At 62.1% G+C, this 13137-nt stretch carries 10 protein-coding genes; 1 reads left to right on the top strand and 9 read right to left on the bottom strand.

Going from position 1 to position 13137, the window contains the following annotated elements:
* From ACFFT4_RS24025 to ACFFT4_RS23995, 7 genes are all read right to left on the bottom strand, one after another.
* Positions 1-4959 carry a carboxypeptidase regulatory-like domain-containing protein gene (locus tag ACFFT4_RS24025; RefSeq protein WP_378051452.1) on the bottom strand — a complete coding sequence of 1653 codons (4959 nt, stop codon included), beginning with the start codon at positions 4957-4959 and terminating at the stop codon, positions 1-3.
* A gap of 108 nt (positions 4960-5067) precedes the next feature.
* A complete protein-coding gene (phoU, locus tag ACFFT4_RS24020) occupies positions 5068-5727 on the bottom strand; it encodes a phosphate signaling complex protein PhoU (RefSeq protein ID WP_378051451.1) in 660 nt (219 codons plus the stop codon).
* A 23-nt stretch (positions 5728-5750) separates the two neighbouring features.
* Complete coding sequence (gene pstB / locus ACFFT4_RS24015) at positions 5751-6506, bottom strand: phosphate ABC transporter ATP-binding protein PstB (protein ID WP_378051449.1); 756 nt, start codon at positions 6504-6506, stop codon at positions 5751-5753.
* Positions 6507-6539: 33 nt separating this feature from the next.
* On the bottom strand, positions 6540-7298 hold the full coding sequence (pstB, locus tag ACFFT4_RS24010; RefSeq protein ID WP_378051448.1) for a phosphate ABC transporter ATP-binding protein PstB: 759 nt from the start codon (positions 7296-7298) through the stop codon (positions 6540-6542).
* 15 nt (positions 7299-7313) lie between these two features.
* Positions 7314-8201, bottom strand: a complete 888-nt coding sequence (gene pstA, locus ACFFT4_RS24005) for a phosphate ABC transporter permease PstA (RefSeq protein ID WP_378051447.1) — start codon at positions 8199-8201, stop codon at positions 7314-7316.
* The gene (gene pstC / locus ACFFT4_RS24000) at positions 8198-9100 is read right to left on the bottom strand and encodes a phosphate ABC transporter permease subunit PstC (protein WP_378051445.1); all 903 of its coding nucleotides are present in this window, start codon (positions 9098-9100) and stop codon (positions 8198-8200) included. The genes pstA (ACFFT4_RS24005) and pstC (ACFFT4_RS24000) overlap by 4 nt, the downstream gene beginning before the upstream one ends.
* A gap of 73 nt (positions 9101-9173) precedes the next feature.
* Positions 9174-10130 carry a phosphate ABC transporter substrate-binding protein PstS family protein gene (locus ACFFT4_RS23995; protein WP_378051444.1) on the bottom strand — a complete coding sequence of 319 codons (957 nt, stop codon included), beginning with the start codon at positions 10128-10130 and terminating at the stop codon, positions 9174-9176.
* A gap of 186 nt (positions 10131-10316) precedes the next feature.
* On the opposite strand from ACFFT4_RS23995, the gene ACFFT4_RS23990 reads away from it, so the two are divergent.
* Complete coding sequence (locus ACFFT4_RS23990) at positions 10317-11186, top strand: LysR family transcriptional regulator (protein WP_378051443.1); 870 nt, start codon at positions 10317-10319, stop codon at positions 11184-11186.
* A 6-nt stretch (positions 11187-11192) separates the two neighbouring features.
* Here the strand turns inward: ACFFT4_RS23990 and pstA (ACFFT4_RS23985) are convergent, their stop codons facing one another.
* Together pstA (ACFFT4_RS23985) and pstC (ACFFT4_RS23980) are read right to left on the bottom strand one after the other, a co-directional pair.
* Complete coding sequence (gene pstA, locus ACFFT4_RS23985; RefSeq protein ID WP_378051442.1) at positions 11193-12089, bottom strand: phosphate ABC transporter permease PstA; 897 nt, start codon at positions 12087-12089, stop codon at positions 11193-11195.
* Positions 12086-13054 carry a phosphate ABC transporter permease subunit PstC gene (gene pstC, locus ACFFT4_RS23980; RefSeq protein WP_378051441.1) on the bottom strand — a complete coding sequence of 323 codons (969 nt, stop codon included), beginning with the start codon at positions 13052-13054 and terminating at the stop codon, positions 12086-12088. Before pstC (ACFFT4_RS23980) ends, pstA (ACFFT4_RS23985) begins: the two co-directional genes overlap by 4 nt.
* Positions 13055-13137 lie beyond the last annotated feature (83 nt).

The following is a 13137-nucleotide window of genomic DNA, read 5'->3' as shown; positions in this document are numbered from 1 at the left end:
TTATCCGTCGCAACGGAGCCCTCGACGACGCAGGCCGCGCGCCAGCGCGACGTTTAACGACACGGAGCCGCCCGGGCCCACGTAGACGGAGGTTTGCTGGCCGACATAGCCCTCCAGCGAGACGACAACGGTATAATTCGCGGCGGCCAGCCCTTCCAGCGCATATCCTCCGTCCGCTGCGGTCGAGGTTTGCGCCAATATTTCGCCGAAATTGTTGAACAGCCGCAGCGCCACCAGCGCTCCGGCCAACGACGCTCCGTCTTCCGAACGGGCGACGCGGCCCGAGAGCGTCCCCGGCAGAGGTTGCAGAGAGAAGCTGAAGCGCGTGCTTTGGCCGGCCGCCGCGACGAAGCCCCCGTTCGCGGAGGCAAACCCGTCCGCGGCGGCGACGGCGGTATGCTCGCCGGGCTTAAGCAGGCCGTAAGCGTACGATCCGTCGCTGTCGCTGAGCACCGTGGCGACCAACACGCCCGCTCCGTTATAGAGGCGAATCTCCGCCCCCGGAAGGTTGGCGCCGTTGTCGAAGCGGCTGACGAATCCGAACACCGTCCCGGGCAAGGAAGCCAGACGGAGCGTTACGCGCTCGGTCTGCCCCGCTTTTGTCGCAAAGCCGACGGAGACCGCGCCGAAGCCTTGGGCCGACGCCGTCAGAGTGAAGACGCCGATCGGCAGGGAGGTAATCGCGAATTCGCCGGCGGCGTCCGAGACGGCCGTCAGCAGGGGAAGCCGTTCTCTCCGGTTCACCTTGATCAGCGCGCCGTCGATGCCCGTCCCCGTCGCTTCGTCGACTACCCGGCCCAGCAGCGCGGCCCTGGACGGGATCAGCTCGAACGCCAGCCTCTTCACCTGTCCGGGCAGCACGACGGCGGTCTGCGCGGTCGCCTCGTAATCGATCGCCGACACCGTTACCGAATAGACTCCCGGCTTTAATCCTCCCGCCTCGAACCGGCCGTCGTCGCCGGCGAACAGCGTGACGACCAGCGTCCCTCCCGACGTGAACACGCGAATGAAGATGCTGGCGCCGGCAAGCCGTTCGCTGCCGCGCACCGTAATCGAGCCTTCGATGCCCCCGGCCTGCTTCTCCAGCGTTAAGCTGCCGTCCGTCGTCTCCCCGCTCGCGACGATCGCTCCGATCGAAGCCGTCACGTATTCGGCGGCGGAGACGACGATCGCGTACGTCCCGGGACGCAGCCCCTCGAACATGTAATTGCCGGACGGACTGGTCGCGACCACGGCGATCGCGACGCCGGAAGCGTCGGACTGTCGGGCCTCCACCGCCGCTCCCGCGATCGCTTCTCCCGTATCGGCGTCCCGGATCGTCCCCGTGATGCCTCCCGGATTGGGCTGCAGCGTGAACAGCAATCCTTCTACCATAAGGCCGGGAGACAATCGCAGACTGACGGTGACGGTGGAATAGCCGGGAGCGGACACGACGGCGATCAGAACGCCGACCGGCAGCCCTCCCACGGCAAATCGTCCTTCCGCGTCCGTCTGTCCGACCGCCCGCGGAGTCTCGCCCGGATCGATCAGCCGGACGGAGGCGCCGGCCAGCGGCGAGCCCGCCGGATCGACGACGCGTCCGCTGACGGCAGCCGGGTTCGGGGTCAGCGTCAGCAGAACCTCGGACTCCTGCTCCGGCCGAACGGTAACGCCCGCGGTGTCCAGCGTGTAATCCGCGAAAGATCCGGTCAGCACGTAAGAGCCGACCTGCAAATTATCGAAGCGAAAGCGGCCTGCGCTATCCGTGTACGTCGAAGAGAGCGGAAGATTGGCGCGATTGTACAATTCGATCAGCACGCCCGGCAGCGGCAGGCTGACCGTTCCGGCAATGCTGCCCGGAAGCTCCGCAAGCGCAAGGTCGATCGGAGTCGTCGCATCCGCTTCGACGATCGCCCCGATCGACCGGCTTTGATAGAAGCGCGCCTGGGCGACGACCGTATAGTTGCCGGGAACGAGGCCGTCCATCCGATAGCGGCCTTCGCTGTCGCTTACCGCCGTCGCCGGCTGCAGTCCGGTTTGATTAAGCGCCCGCGCGAACGCGCCCGGGAGCGGCGCCCCTGTCGTCTCGTCGGTAATCCTGCCTTCGATGGCGCCGGGCAGCGCGGCCAGCATGATTCCGACCTCCGTGACGGCGCCGGCCCTTACGGTCGCGATAATCGTATTCGTCCGGTATCCGACCAGCGAGGCGAACAACGTATAGCTTCCCGGCATCAGGTTATCGACGATAAATCTCCCGGCCGCATCGGCAAATTGCGAGGAGACGGACGTCCCGCCGATGGCGGATTGGCGAATTTCCACCTCCGCCCCGGCAAGGGGAACCCCGAGCGTGTCGGTGATCGTGCCGGACAAGGAGCCGGGCGCGGCCAGCAGGACGAAGGACTGGTTCGATTCCCGGCCCGGCCGGATGATGACGCCGGCCACCGCGTTCCGGTAGCCCTCGGCCGTTACGCAAATCGCATAATTTCCCGGCTCCAGATCGTCGACGCTGTAGGCGCCGTCATCGCCGGAGACGACCCGCGCGACGACCGCCGGCCCCCCCGCCAGGTCGTTCATCAAGGCGACGGCGGCGCCGGGAACCGGGTTTCCGTTCGTATCCGTCAGCGTTCCGACCAGGCTTCCCGGTTCCGGCTGCAGCGAGAAATCGACGGTTGCGGTCGCCGCCGCCACGATTACGGCTCCGAGCGTCTGCCCGCCGAAGCCGGTCGCCCGCGCCGTCAAAATATAGGAGCGAGGCGCCAGACTCGTCACGCTGTAACGTCCGTTCTCGTCCGTCGAAGCGCGGGCGACGACCAGATTGTTGGCATACACGCGCACGAGCGCGTCGGGAATCGGTTCCCCGCCAGCGCCCGACGAACGAACGGCGCCTTCCAGCGAGCCCGACAGCAGGTCGAGCGCGACGTCGAGCGTCGTCTGCTCGTTGGCCCGCACGAAAGCCCCGACGGTCCGGTTCGCGTAGCCGGTGTCGTTGAACAGAACGTTGTACGCTCCGGGAGCCAGCGAGCCGACCTCGTAGCGGCCGTTCCCGTCGGTCCGGGCGGTCTGAATGGTGAGGCCGGCCGAATTGTATACGCGGACGCAGGCGTCCTCGATCGGACCTCCGGTCGACGAATCGGTCACCGAGCCGGCAATGGAGCCGGGCAGCGGCGCAAGCGCAACGTCGACCGTCGTCACCCGTCCGGCGGCCACGGAGAAGCCGAGCAGCGCGGTCGCGTAATTCGGCGCCGTGACCCGCAGCCGATAGTCAGACGCGGGGGACAGGCTGGAGATCGCGTAGACGCCGAAGTCGTCGGCGTTCGTCAGGGCGATCAGATTGATGCGGTCGTCAAGCGCTTCGGCCAGCGCTCCCGCGACGGGATTGCCGAACGTATCGGAGATCGTTCCGGAGACGGTGCCCGGATTCGGGGCAAGCGCGACGTTCAGCGTCCGGACGGCCCCGGGCTCGAGCGTAACCGGCTGATCGTTATGCTGGAAGCCCGGCGCGGAGAAGCTGACCCGATACGTCCCGGGCGTGACGTCGGTCAGCCGGTAAAGACCCGAAGCGTCGCTCGTAGCGCCCGCGGCGGTTACCTCCACGACATCGCTCAGCTGGACGGAGACGCCGGCGATCGGCTGACCGGTATCGGACGCCGTCACCGTTCCCTGAAGCCCCGAAGGAAGCGGAACCAGCTGCACGTTCCGCATCGCCACCTCCCCGTTGGCCAGCGTTACGTCCGCCGTCGCCGTCTGGAACAGCGGTGCCGACACCGTCAGCGCGTAGGAGCCCGGCACGATGCCCGTAAAGCTGTAATAGCCCGATCCGTTCGATGCCGCGCCGGCCGTCGTCCGCCCGCCGGAGATCAGCTCGATCTGCGCGCCGGGGACGGACATTCCGGTCGCCCGGCTTTGAATCCGTCCGGACAAGCCCGCCAAGCGGACCTGCACAATATTGACCGACCGAATGTCAAGCAGCTCCGCCAGCTGGTTGCCCGTGAACGAATCGACTCCGCGAACCCGCGTCGTATTGAAAATCCGATTGCCCGCCCCGGCAAAGATGACCTGCGCGGTATAGCGCAGCTCCGCGGTCGAACCGGGTTCGAGGTTGCCGACGGTCCAGCTCAGCGTCAGATTGGAGGAGGTAAAGGTCGCGCTGCCGGCCGATACCGAATCGATCGTGAAGGAGACCAGCGTCCGGTCGATCTGAAACAGCGTATTGGCGAACAGCGCGGTGGCGGCGCTCCGGCCCGTATTGGCCACCTGGATCGTCCCCGACAGCGCAAGCTGCGGACCGGCGGGGAGATCCTGCGGGAACGGCGCTCCGTTCAGCGTCTGGGCGACCGACAGCTCCGCCCGGACGTTGCCGCCGGAGATCGCGACCTCGTTCGAGAGGGCGCCGGTGCCGGAAACAGGAAGATCGCTGCCGGCGCCGTTTTCCGTTTCCGCCGAGAAAAACAGCAGCCGAAGCGGAGAAGCCGCCCCAAGGCCGAGCTCCCCGAACAGAACCCCCGCGTTAACGTAAAAATCGATGAAATAATCGCCGCGCAAGCCCGGGCGGTCGTCGGCCGGCTTGGCGCGGGCGATATCGAAATTGACGATGGCGGTCCGGGAGCCCGCGGCGGACGTTCCGTTCGCGATTGCGGCCAAAGCGGCGATGCCCGTTCCCCGGGAGGCGTTGTTGCGGACAAGCTCGACGGAATGATCCGTGCCGTTCACGCGAAGCAGCCATTCGTACGCGGAGAGCAGTCCGTCCGTATCGAACAGCACGCCCCAGTATGCGTTGCGAAAGACGCTTTTGAAGCGGGGGTCGCCCTTAAGGCGAATCCGGAAATAAACGTTGATGCCGTCATAGCCGTAATAAGCGGCGGGAGATGAGGGGGTGCCGACGACGTCGACATAAGCGGGATTGGCGCTGCCGGCCTCGCCGGCCGAAGGAAGGGCCGTCAGACTCAGGGGAACGTATTGGCTGTCGCTGGGGAACGGCAAATCGGTACCTCCCTTGGGCAATTATCGGTGCTACCAACGTATGCGGCATTCGCCGCGCGCGTATAGGCGTTCGTCCGACAGACCGGAAGGTACCGTTCCGTTTTTTGTTTATTGGTTCAAATCCGGCCGCTTGCCGGTGATCAAGTACACGACGCTCTCGGCAATGTTCGTTGCATGGTCGGCGATCCGCTCGATGTAACGCCCGACGAAGCTCAGCAGCATCGCCTGGCCGACCGTCTTCGGATTCTCGACCATCAGCGAGAACAGCTCGCGGATAATTTGCGAATACAGCGCGTCGACCTGGTCGTCGTCCTTGGCGCTCTTGTAGGCCAGATCGGCGTTCTCGTCCACGTACGATTGCAGCGACTCGCTGATCATGACCTCCACCAGCTCGGCCATGCGCGGCAGGTCGAGCAGCGGCTTGATCAGCGGCTGTCCGTCCAGCCGGATGACGACTTTGGCGATGTCGACGGCCAGATCGCCCATCCGTTCCAGGTCGCTGGAGATTTTGAAGGCGATCAGAATGCGCCGCAGATCCTTCGCGACCGGCTGCTGCGTGGCGATCAGCTTGGCGCCGATCTCGCTGACCTTCTCCTCCAGCTGATTCAGCGAGATATCGGACTTGACGATCCGCTTGGCGGTCTCCACGTCGGAATCCTTCAGCGCGTCCATGGATTCGGTCAACGCCGCTTCCACCCGCTTGCCCATCTCGATCAGCAGATTCGTAATTTCCTCCAGTCCATGATCGAACTCCAGCCTTTTTACCATAATTCCGCCATCCTCCCCGGGGTTCAACCGAACCTTCCGCTAATATAATCTTCCGTGCGCTGATCGGTCGGATTGGAGAACAGCCGCTCCGTTTCCGAATATTCGACGACCTCTCCGTTCAGGAAAAAGACCGTTTGCTGCGATACCCGCGCCGCCTGATGCATGTTGTGCGTGACCATGACGATCGTATACCGATCCTTCAGCTCCTGGGCCAACTCCTCGATCTTTAAGGTGGAGATCGGATCGAGCGCGGAGGTCGCCTCGTCCATCAGCAGAATGTCCGGCTCGACCGCAAGCGCGCGGGCAATGCACAGCCGCTGCTGCTGACCGCCGGAGATGCTGTTCGCGGAGCGCTTCAGATGATCCTTCACTTCGTTCCACAGCGCCGCGGAGCGCAGGCTCGTCTCCACGATCTCGTCCAGCCTCCTGCGGTCGGAGATGCCGTGCAGGCGAGGCCCGTACGCCACATTGTCGTAGATCGACTTGGGGAACGGATTCGGCTGCTGGAACACCATGCCGACGCGCTTGCGAAGCGTCTCCACGTCGACCTCGCCGGAGTAGATATCGGTGCCGGCGATATCGACCTTGCCTTCGATGCGCGTTCCCGCGATCATGTCGTTCATCCGGTTAAACGTGCGGAGCAGCGTCGATTTGCCGCAGCCGGAAGGACCGATAAACGCGGTGATGGCCTTCTCGGGAATTTCCATGTTGACGCTCTTGAGAGCGTGAAAATCTCCGTAGTACAAGTTCAAATCATTGATCTCGATAATGGAGTTCATGGCCATTCTCCTCTTGTTCGTTTGAAATGCGCGTTATCCGAACCGTCCCGTGATATAGTCGTTCGTCTCCTGCTTCTGCGGATTCGTGAAAATATTCGTCGTCAAGTCGTACTCCACCACTTCCCCCGTCAGGAAAAACGCCGTTTTATCCGACACGCGGGCGGCCTGATGCATGTTGTGGGTCACGATGACGATGCAGTATTCCCGCTTCAGCTCGGCGATCAGTTCCTCGATCTTGGACGTCGACACCGGATCAAGCGCGGACGCGGGCTCATCCATCAGAATAATGTCCGGCCTGACCGCGATCGACCTGGCTATGCACAGCCGCTGCTGCTGGCCGCCCGACAGCGCCAGCGCGGAATTGTGCAGCCGGTCCTTCGTCTCCTCCCACAGCGCCGCCTTGCGCAGCGACTGCTCGACGATCTCGTCCAGCTGCTTCTTGTTTTTCGTTCCGTGATAGCGCGGACCGAAGGCGATGTTCTCGTAGATCGATTTATGAAAAGGATTCGGCTTCTGCCAAACCATGCCGATGCGCTGCCGCAGCAGGACGACGTCCGTATCCGGACCGTTGACGTTGCGATCCCGGATCCAGATTTCCCCCGTGATCTTGCAGTCGGGAATCAGGTCGTTCATCCGGTTCAAGCTTCTCAGGAACGTCGACTTGCCGCAGCCGGAAGGCCCGATGAGCGCCGTCACCTGCTTCGCCTGGAAATCCAGCGACACGTTCTTGACGGCCTGCTTGTCGGAATAATAGACGCTTAAATTTTTGGTGGACATGCCGATGGCGGTCATCCGGTTTCCTCCCCTTTATTTAATGGCCGTGAACTTGCGGTACAGGTAACGGCCCAGCCATCTGGCCGCGAAATTAAACGCGAGCACGGTAATGACCAGCACGGCGGAAGCTCCGGCGGCGATCTCCTTCGCGTCCGGCGCGAGGCCCTCGGAATTGATTTTCCAAATATGCACCGCCAGCGTCTCGGCCGGGCGGAACGGGTTCAGCGGCGAGAACGGGCTGAACGGATTCCAGTCGGAGAAGTCGAGCCGCGGCGAGCTCATGCCGGCGGTGAACAGCAGCGCGGCGGCTTCGCCGAACACCCGGCCCGCGGCGAGAATCGTTCCGGTCAGAATAACCGGCATCGAGATCGGCAGCATCACCGACGTAATCGTCTTCCATTTGGACAATCCGAGCGCCAGGCTGGCTTCCTTCTGCTCCCTCGGCACGCTTTTCAGCCCTTGCTCCGTAATCCGCACCATCAGCGGGAGGTTGAATACGGTCAGCGCCAGAGCGCCCGCGAACAGCGAGAAGCCAAAGCCGAACAGGTTGACGAGCACGAGCAGTCCGAACAGGCCGACGATAATGGAAGGCACGGACGACAGCACTTCGACGATCAGGCGAATGCCGTTCGTCACCTTGTTGGCGGGCGCGTATTCGCTCATGTAGATGCCGGCGCCCAGGCCGAGCGGAATCGTAATAATCATCGTCAGGAACAGCAGGAACACCGAATTGAACAGCTGCGGGCCGATGCCGCCGCCGCGGCGGATCGTCTCCGGCGGAGACGTCAGAAAGTCGAAGCTGATATGGCCGAGACCGCGGATCATAATGTAGCCGAGAAGGCCGGCCAGGACGAGAACGATCAGACCGGCGACCGCGACGATAACGGCAGTCGCGATTTTGTTGGCCATTTTGGCGCTCATACCTTCGACCTCCTTTCCAGCCAGCGAACAATAAAGACAAAGACGAACGTCATCAGCATCAGAATGAGCGCCAGCGACCATAGGGCGTTATTCTCGACGGTGCCCATGGCGGTGTTGCCCATGCTCAGCGTAATCGCGCTGGTCAGCGTCGAAGCGGATTCGAACAGCGAGCGCGGAATGTGCGGCGCGTTGCCGATGACCATCTGCACGGCCAGCGCCTCGCCGAACGCGCGGGCGATGCCGAGCACGATGCCCGTCATCAACGCCGGAAGCGTCGTCGGCAGCACGATGCGGTATATGGTTTGCCAACGGGTGGCGCCCAGCGCGTAAGAGCCTTCCTTCAGGCCCTTGGGCAGCGCGGCCAACGCGTCGGTCGCGATAGTCGTAATCGTAGGAAGAATCATAATCGACAGCACGACGGCTCCGGCCGCGATGCCGACGCCTTGTCCGGGAAACACGTCCCGGAAAAAAGGAACGATGACGCTTAAGCCGACGAAGCCGTAGACGACGGACGGAATGCCCGCCAACAGCTCGATGACCGGCTGCAAATATTGGCGTCCGAATTTCGGCGCGATCTCGACCATGAACACCGACGCGCAAAATCCGAGCGGTGCGGCGATCACCGCGGCGAGCAGCGACGTGCTGAACGAGCCGAATATGAACGGCAGCGCCCCGAACAGCTTGGGGTTCCCGTCGGGAGCCCACTTTAAACCCGTAAGTAAGTCGAGGAAATTCACACGATTGACAAAAAAAGTGCTGAGCCCTTTGGAGGCGACGAAATAGACAAGCGAAAAGATGGTGAGAATAAGAAACGCGATACAGAGCAAAGTGTAGATTTTGCCGACCCATTCTTCCGCGAGATGCGGCTTTGCTTGCTGTCGTTCTAACGGCTGAGCCATAGACCTCTCCCTTTACACAGCCGATCAAGAGGCCTGTTGCAGCGCCTCTTGATCGGCTTATGATATGGAACCTTTATTTTGTGATCGTGCCGTTCACATCGCGTTTGATTTGCATTTGGCTTGCCGGAATGTAGCCCAGCTCGACGACGTCGGCATTCTGAATTTCGTCGCTCAGCATGAAGTCGAGGAACGCTTTCGCCAGCTCGTTAGGCTCGCCTTTCGTGTACATGTGCTCATAAGCCCATACCGGATAAGTTCCGTTCGCCACGTTGTCCACCGTTGCTTCCACACCTTCGTATTTCAGCACCTTGATCGATTCGTCCAGGTAGCTCAGCGCCAAGTATCCGATCGCTCCCGGCGTTTCGCCGACCAGTTGGCGTACCGTACCGGAGGAATCCTCCTGGATCGAGCCTTGCAGGTCTTCCGACTTCTGGCCCAGCGCGTAAGTCTCGAACGTTGCGCGAGTACCGGAGCTCGAAGGACGGTTGATGATCTGGATTTTTTGGTCGTCGCCGCCAAGGTCTTTCCAGTTCGTCACTTTGCCGGTGAAGATGTCGACCAACTGCTGCTTCGTCAAGTCGTCGACGGCAACGTTCGGGTTAACGACCGCAGCCATGCCGACTACCGCGACTTGATGATCGACCAGTTCGGCCGCTTTGTCGGCATCCAGCTTCTCTTCCGCGAATACGTCGGAGTTGCCGATGTCGGATTGGCCTTCGGACACCTGCGTCAGGCCGGTGCCGCTTCCGCCCGCTTGCACCTGGATCGATACGCCTTTGTTAAGGTCCATGAATTTCTTCGAAGCTTGTTCGACCAGCGGCAGCAGCGCCGAAGATCCCGTGGAGAGCAGCGAGCCGGACAGTTCCGCGGCCGGGCTTTCGCTTGCCGGACTTTCGCTGGCAGGCGTCGTGCTTGCCGGAGCCGAGCTTTCCGGAGCCGAGCTCGCTCCGCCGCTGTTGTTGTTTTGACCGCAAGCGGCCAGTACCACCGTCAGCGCAAACACCATCATCAACAATACCGTCTTCTTCATTTCGTAAAGTTCCCCTTCCAACTCTTGTTTGTTTTTTCTTGACAGTTCATATTGTAGAAGGCCGACATTCGTGCAATGTTTTCGTTTTGTTAACTCGGCGAAAAATGTTCATACATTTATTAAATATAAATGCTATTATTATTGAAGTATTGTATGGGACAAGCGCGGAATCGGGGGGAAACGGTTATGAGTCTATTAAAATTGAAAATCGTCGAGCTTCTGGATCGCTATAAGCAAGTCACCGCCGTGGCGGACGCGCTGCATATGAAGCAGCCTACGATCAGCTTTCATATGAAGAGAATGGAGAGCGATTGGGGGGTCAAGCTGTTCGAGACGAGGGCGGGCCGCATCTATTTGACGGAGGCGGGGAAAACGCTGCTGCCCTACGCCAGGCGGATCGCGGCGCTGCACGCGGAAGCCGAAGCCGCGGTCGGCGAGCTGCGGGACAACGGACGGAGGCTGCTGCGGATCGGCTGCACCGATTGCGCGATGGCGGCGCTGGCCGGGACGGGATGGCTGGCGGAGATCGGCCGGATTCCGGACATTCGGGTCAACGTCGCGAAGGAGAACGACGACGATCTGTTTCGGCGGCTCGAATCCGGCGATCTCGACTTGGCGATCGGCGGCTGGCAGCCCGTCGACCCGGAGCGGCTGCGCTCCGCGGAGCTACTCGTCTCCCCCTGGAAGCTGCTGCTGCCGGCCAATCATCCGTTGGACGGTCTCTCGGGTCCCGCCCTGGCCGAGCGGCTGCACCGTTACCCGTTCGTCGAGCATGCGGAGCGATCGCTGGGCGAGCTCGTCTCCCCCTGGCTTGCGCGCATGGGCGTCTCCCGCGTCAACGTCTCGTTCGATTCGGTCGAACTGATCGCGCAAGCCGTTCGCGACGGTCTGGGCCTCGCCGTCCTGCCGGAGCGCGCCCTGCCCGCTTCCGCGCCAAGGGCGGTCGCGGCCGATTGGCCGGACCGCCCCGAGAGCTGGACCCTGTACGCAAGCTGGCACGTCCGGGAAGGTTACGGGGAGCTGGCCGAACGGATCGTGCGGACGCTCTTCCCGTAATCTTCGTTATCTGCTCTTGCGATCCTTGATCCAGAGCGGAATGCGGAACAGCACGTTAAAAAGCAAAATAACGAACACGAGCACGGCGGCCGCCTTGTCGGAAATTTCCACCGCGTCCGGCACGATCGCTTCCGACTGGACGTACCAGAGATGAACGGCCAGCGTCTCGCCCGGAGACAGCAGGTTGAAGTCCCACATCTCGCCCGAGGTCGTAACCCCCGCCGTCAGAATGATGACGGCGCTCTCCCCGAACGCGCGGCCCGCGATCAGGCAAATCCCGGTCACAAGACCGTTGATCGCCGTCGGTACGAGCACGCGGCGAATCGTCTGCAGATGCGTCGCGCCGAGCGCGAACGAAGCCTGCTTCAGCTCTCCCGGCACCGCCCGGATCGATTCCTCGGTGACGCGGGTCATGACCGGCAGGTTCAGAAACGCCAGGCTGACCGCCCCGCCCAGAATCGTCAAGCCGACCTGGAACATTTCCACGAACAGCGCAATCCCGAACAGGCCGAAAATAATCGAAGGCACGGAGGCGAGGCCCTCCACGCAAATGCGGACGAAGCCGATCAGCTTGTTGTCGGGCGCGAATTCGGCCAGATAGATGCCGGCGGCCATGCCGAGCGGCACCGCGATGAACAGTGAGATCAGCAGCATATAGAACGAATTGAACAGCGCCGGGCCGATGCCGCCGCCCTCCTCGATCTCGCTCGGCAGCCCGAAAATGAAATCCCAGGTCAGGGAAGGCAGCCCCTTCTGCAGAATCAGGTAGAGCAATCCGAGAATGAACAGCACCATGGCCGCGGATGCGCTCCAGACGAATACGGTAAACAGCCGATTGTTAAAAGCGTTGACGCTCCGGCCCGAGGCGAACGATCTGCGGGCCGATCCGATCGCGTTTCTCATGAATGGGCTCCCTTCCGCTGCAGCAGTCTTACGAGCACGATCATCAACAGAGAGATGACGAGCAGCAGGAAGCCCATCATGTACAGCGCGTTGTTCCAGGTCGAATCGAACGGCACGTTGGCGATCTGCATGACGATGTTGCTCGTCAGCACCGACGTCGGCTTGAACAGCGCGTCGGCAAGCTGGGGCGTATTGCCGATGACCATGACGACGGCCATCGTCTCGCCGATCGCCCGGGCCATGCCCAGAATGACGCCGTACAGAATGCCGCTGCGGGCGGCCGGAATCGATACCTTGAAGATCGTCTGGAATCTCGTGGCGCCCAGCGCGTAAGAGGCGTCGCGGTATTTGCGCGGAACGGCGCTGATCGCGTCGTCGCTGACGCGGCTGATCGTCGGCAGCACCATGATCGTCAGCACGATCGCCGCGGCCAGAATGCCGTCGCCCATATTCGTGCCGGTCACGTCCCGAAGCAGCGGAATGAGGATCGTCAGTCCCAGAAAGCCGTAGACGACGGACGGAATGCCGACGAGCAGGTCCAAGATCGGACGCAGCAGATTGCGCAGCCAGCCCGGCGCGACTTCGGCCAGGAAGACGGAGATGATCACCGACAGCGGCACGGAGATCAGCAGCGTCAGCAGCGTCAGAGCGAATGTGCCGAATATAAACACGAAAGCGCCGTAGCGGTCGTCCTCCGGCATCCAATCCGTCGAGAAGAAGAACGTCGCCGGAGATACGTCGCGGAACGTCAGCACCCCGGTGCGGAACATCAGAAACAGAATGCCGAACAGAATCAGGCAGACGAACGCGGCGCTGGCGATGCAGAGCAGCTTGAAAAAACGGTTGTAAATCAGCAGCCTGTTCTTCCGGTCGAACGATTTGCCCGAGCCGGCCTTGATGCTGCCGCCCAGATCGTTCGCCTTCGCACCGGCAAGCGAAGGGCGCGCCGACGTATCCAGTTGCATAGCTCCAGGTTCCTCCCATGAAGAAACCAGCTTGGCGACGGTTCGCTTCGCTGGTTTCTTGCCGAAATGTAGAGTTGGTCGAT

Origin of the sequence: Cohnella cellulosilytica, from assembly GCF_042431195.1 — a bacterium.
In the GTDB taxonomy this organism is placed as follows: domain Bacteria; phylum Bacillota; class Bacilli; order Paenibacillales; family Paenibacillaceae; genus Cohnella; species Cohnella cellulosilytica.
The sequence above is the reverse complement of the archived record's forward strand: the minus strand, read 5'-3'. Positions and strand labels throughout refer to the sequence as shown.

What these genes read in the sequence shown, in the direction of transcription:
- phoU (WP_378051451.1), bottom strand. Translation starts at nt 5,727, where the DNA reads ATGGTAAAAAGGCTGGAGTTCGATCATGGACTGGAGGAAATTACGAAT.
- pstB (WP_378051449.1), bottom strand. Translation starts at nt 6,506, where the DNA reads ATGAACTCCATTATCGAGATCAATGATTTGAACTTGTACTACGGAGAT.
- pstB (WP_378051448.1), bottom strand. Translation starts at nt 7,298, where the DNA reads ATGACCGCCATCGGCATGTCCACCAAAAATTTAAGCGTCTATTATTCC.
- pstA (WP_378051447.1), bottom strand. Translation starts at nt 8,201, where the DNA reads ATGAGCGCCAAAATGGCCAACAAAATCGCGACTGCCGTTATCGTCGCG.
- pstC (WP_378051445.1), bottom strand. Translation starts at nt 9,100, where the DNA reads ATGGCTCAGCCGTTAGAACGACAGCAAGCAAAGCCGCATCTCGCGGAA.
- ACFFT4_RS23995 (WP_378051444.1), bottom strand. Translation starts at nt 10,130, where the DNA reads ATGAAGAAGACGGTATTGTTGATGATGGTGTTTGCGCTGACGGTGGTA.
- ACFFT4_RS23990 (WP_378051443.1), top strand. Translation starts at nt 10,317, where the DNA reads ATGAGTCTATTAAAATTGAAAATCGTCGAGCTTCTGGATCGCTATAAG.
- pstA (WP_378051442.1), bottom strand. Translation starts at nt 12,089, where the DNA reads ATGAGAAACGCGATCGGATCGGCCCGCAGATCGTTCGCCTCGGGCCGG.
- pstC (WP_378051441.1), bottom strand. Translation starts at nt 13,054, where the DNA reads ATGCAACTGGATACGTCGGCGCGCCCTTCGCTTGCCGGTGCGAAGGCG.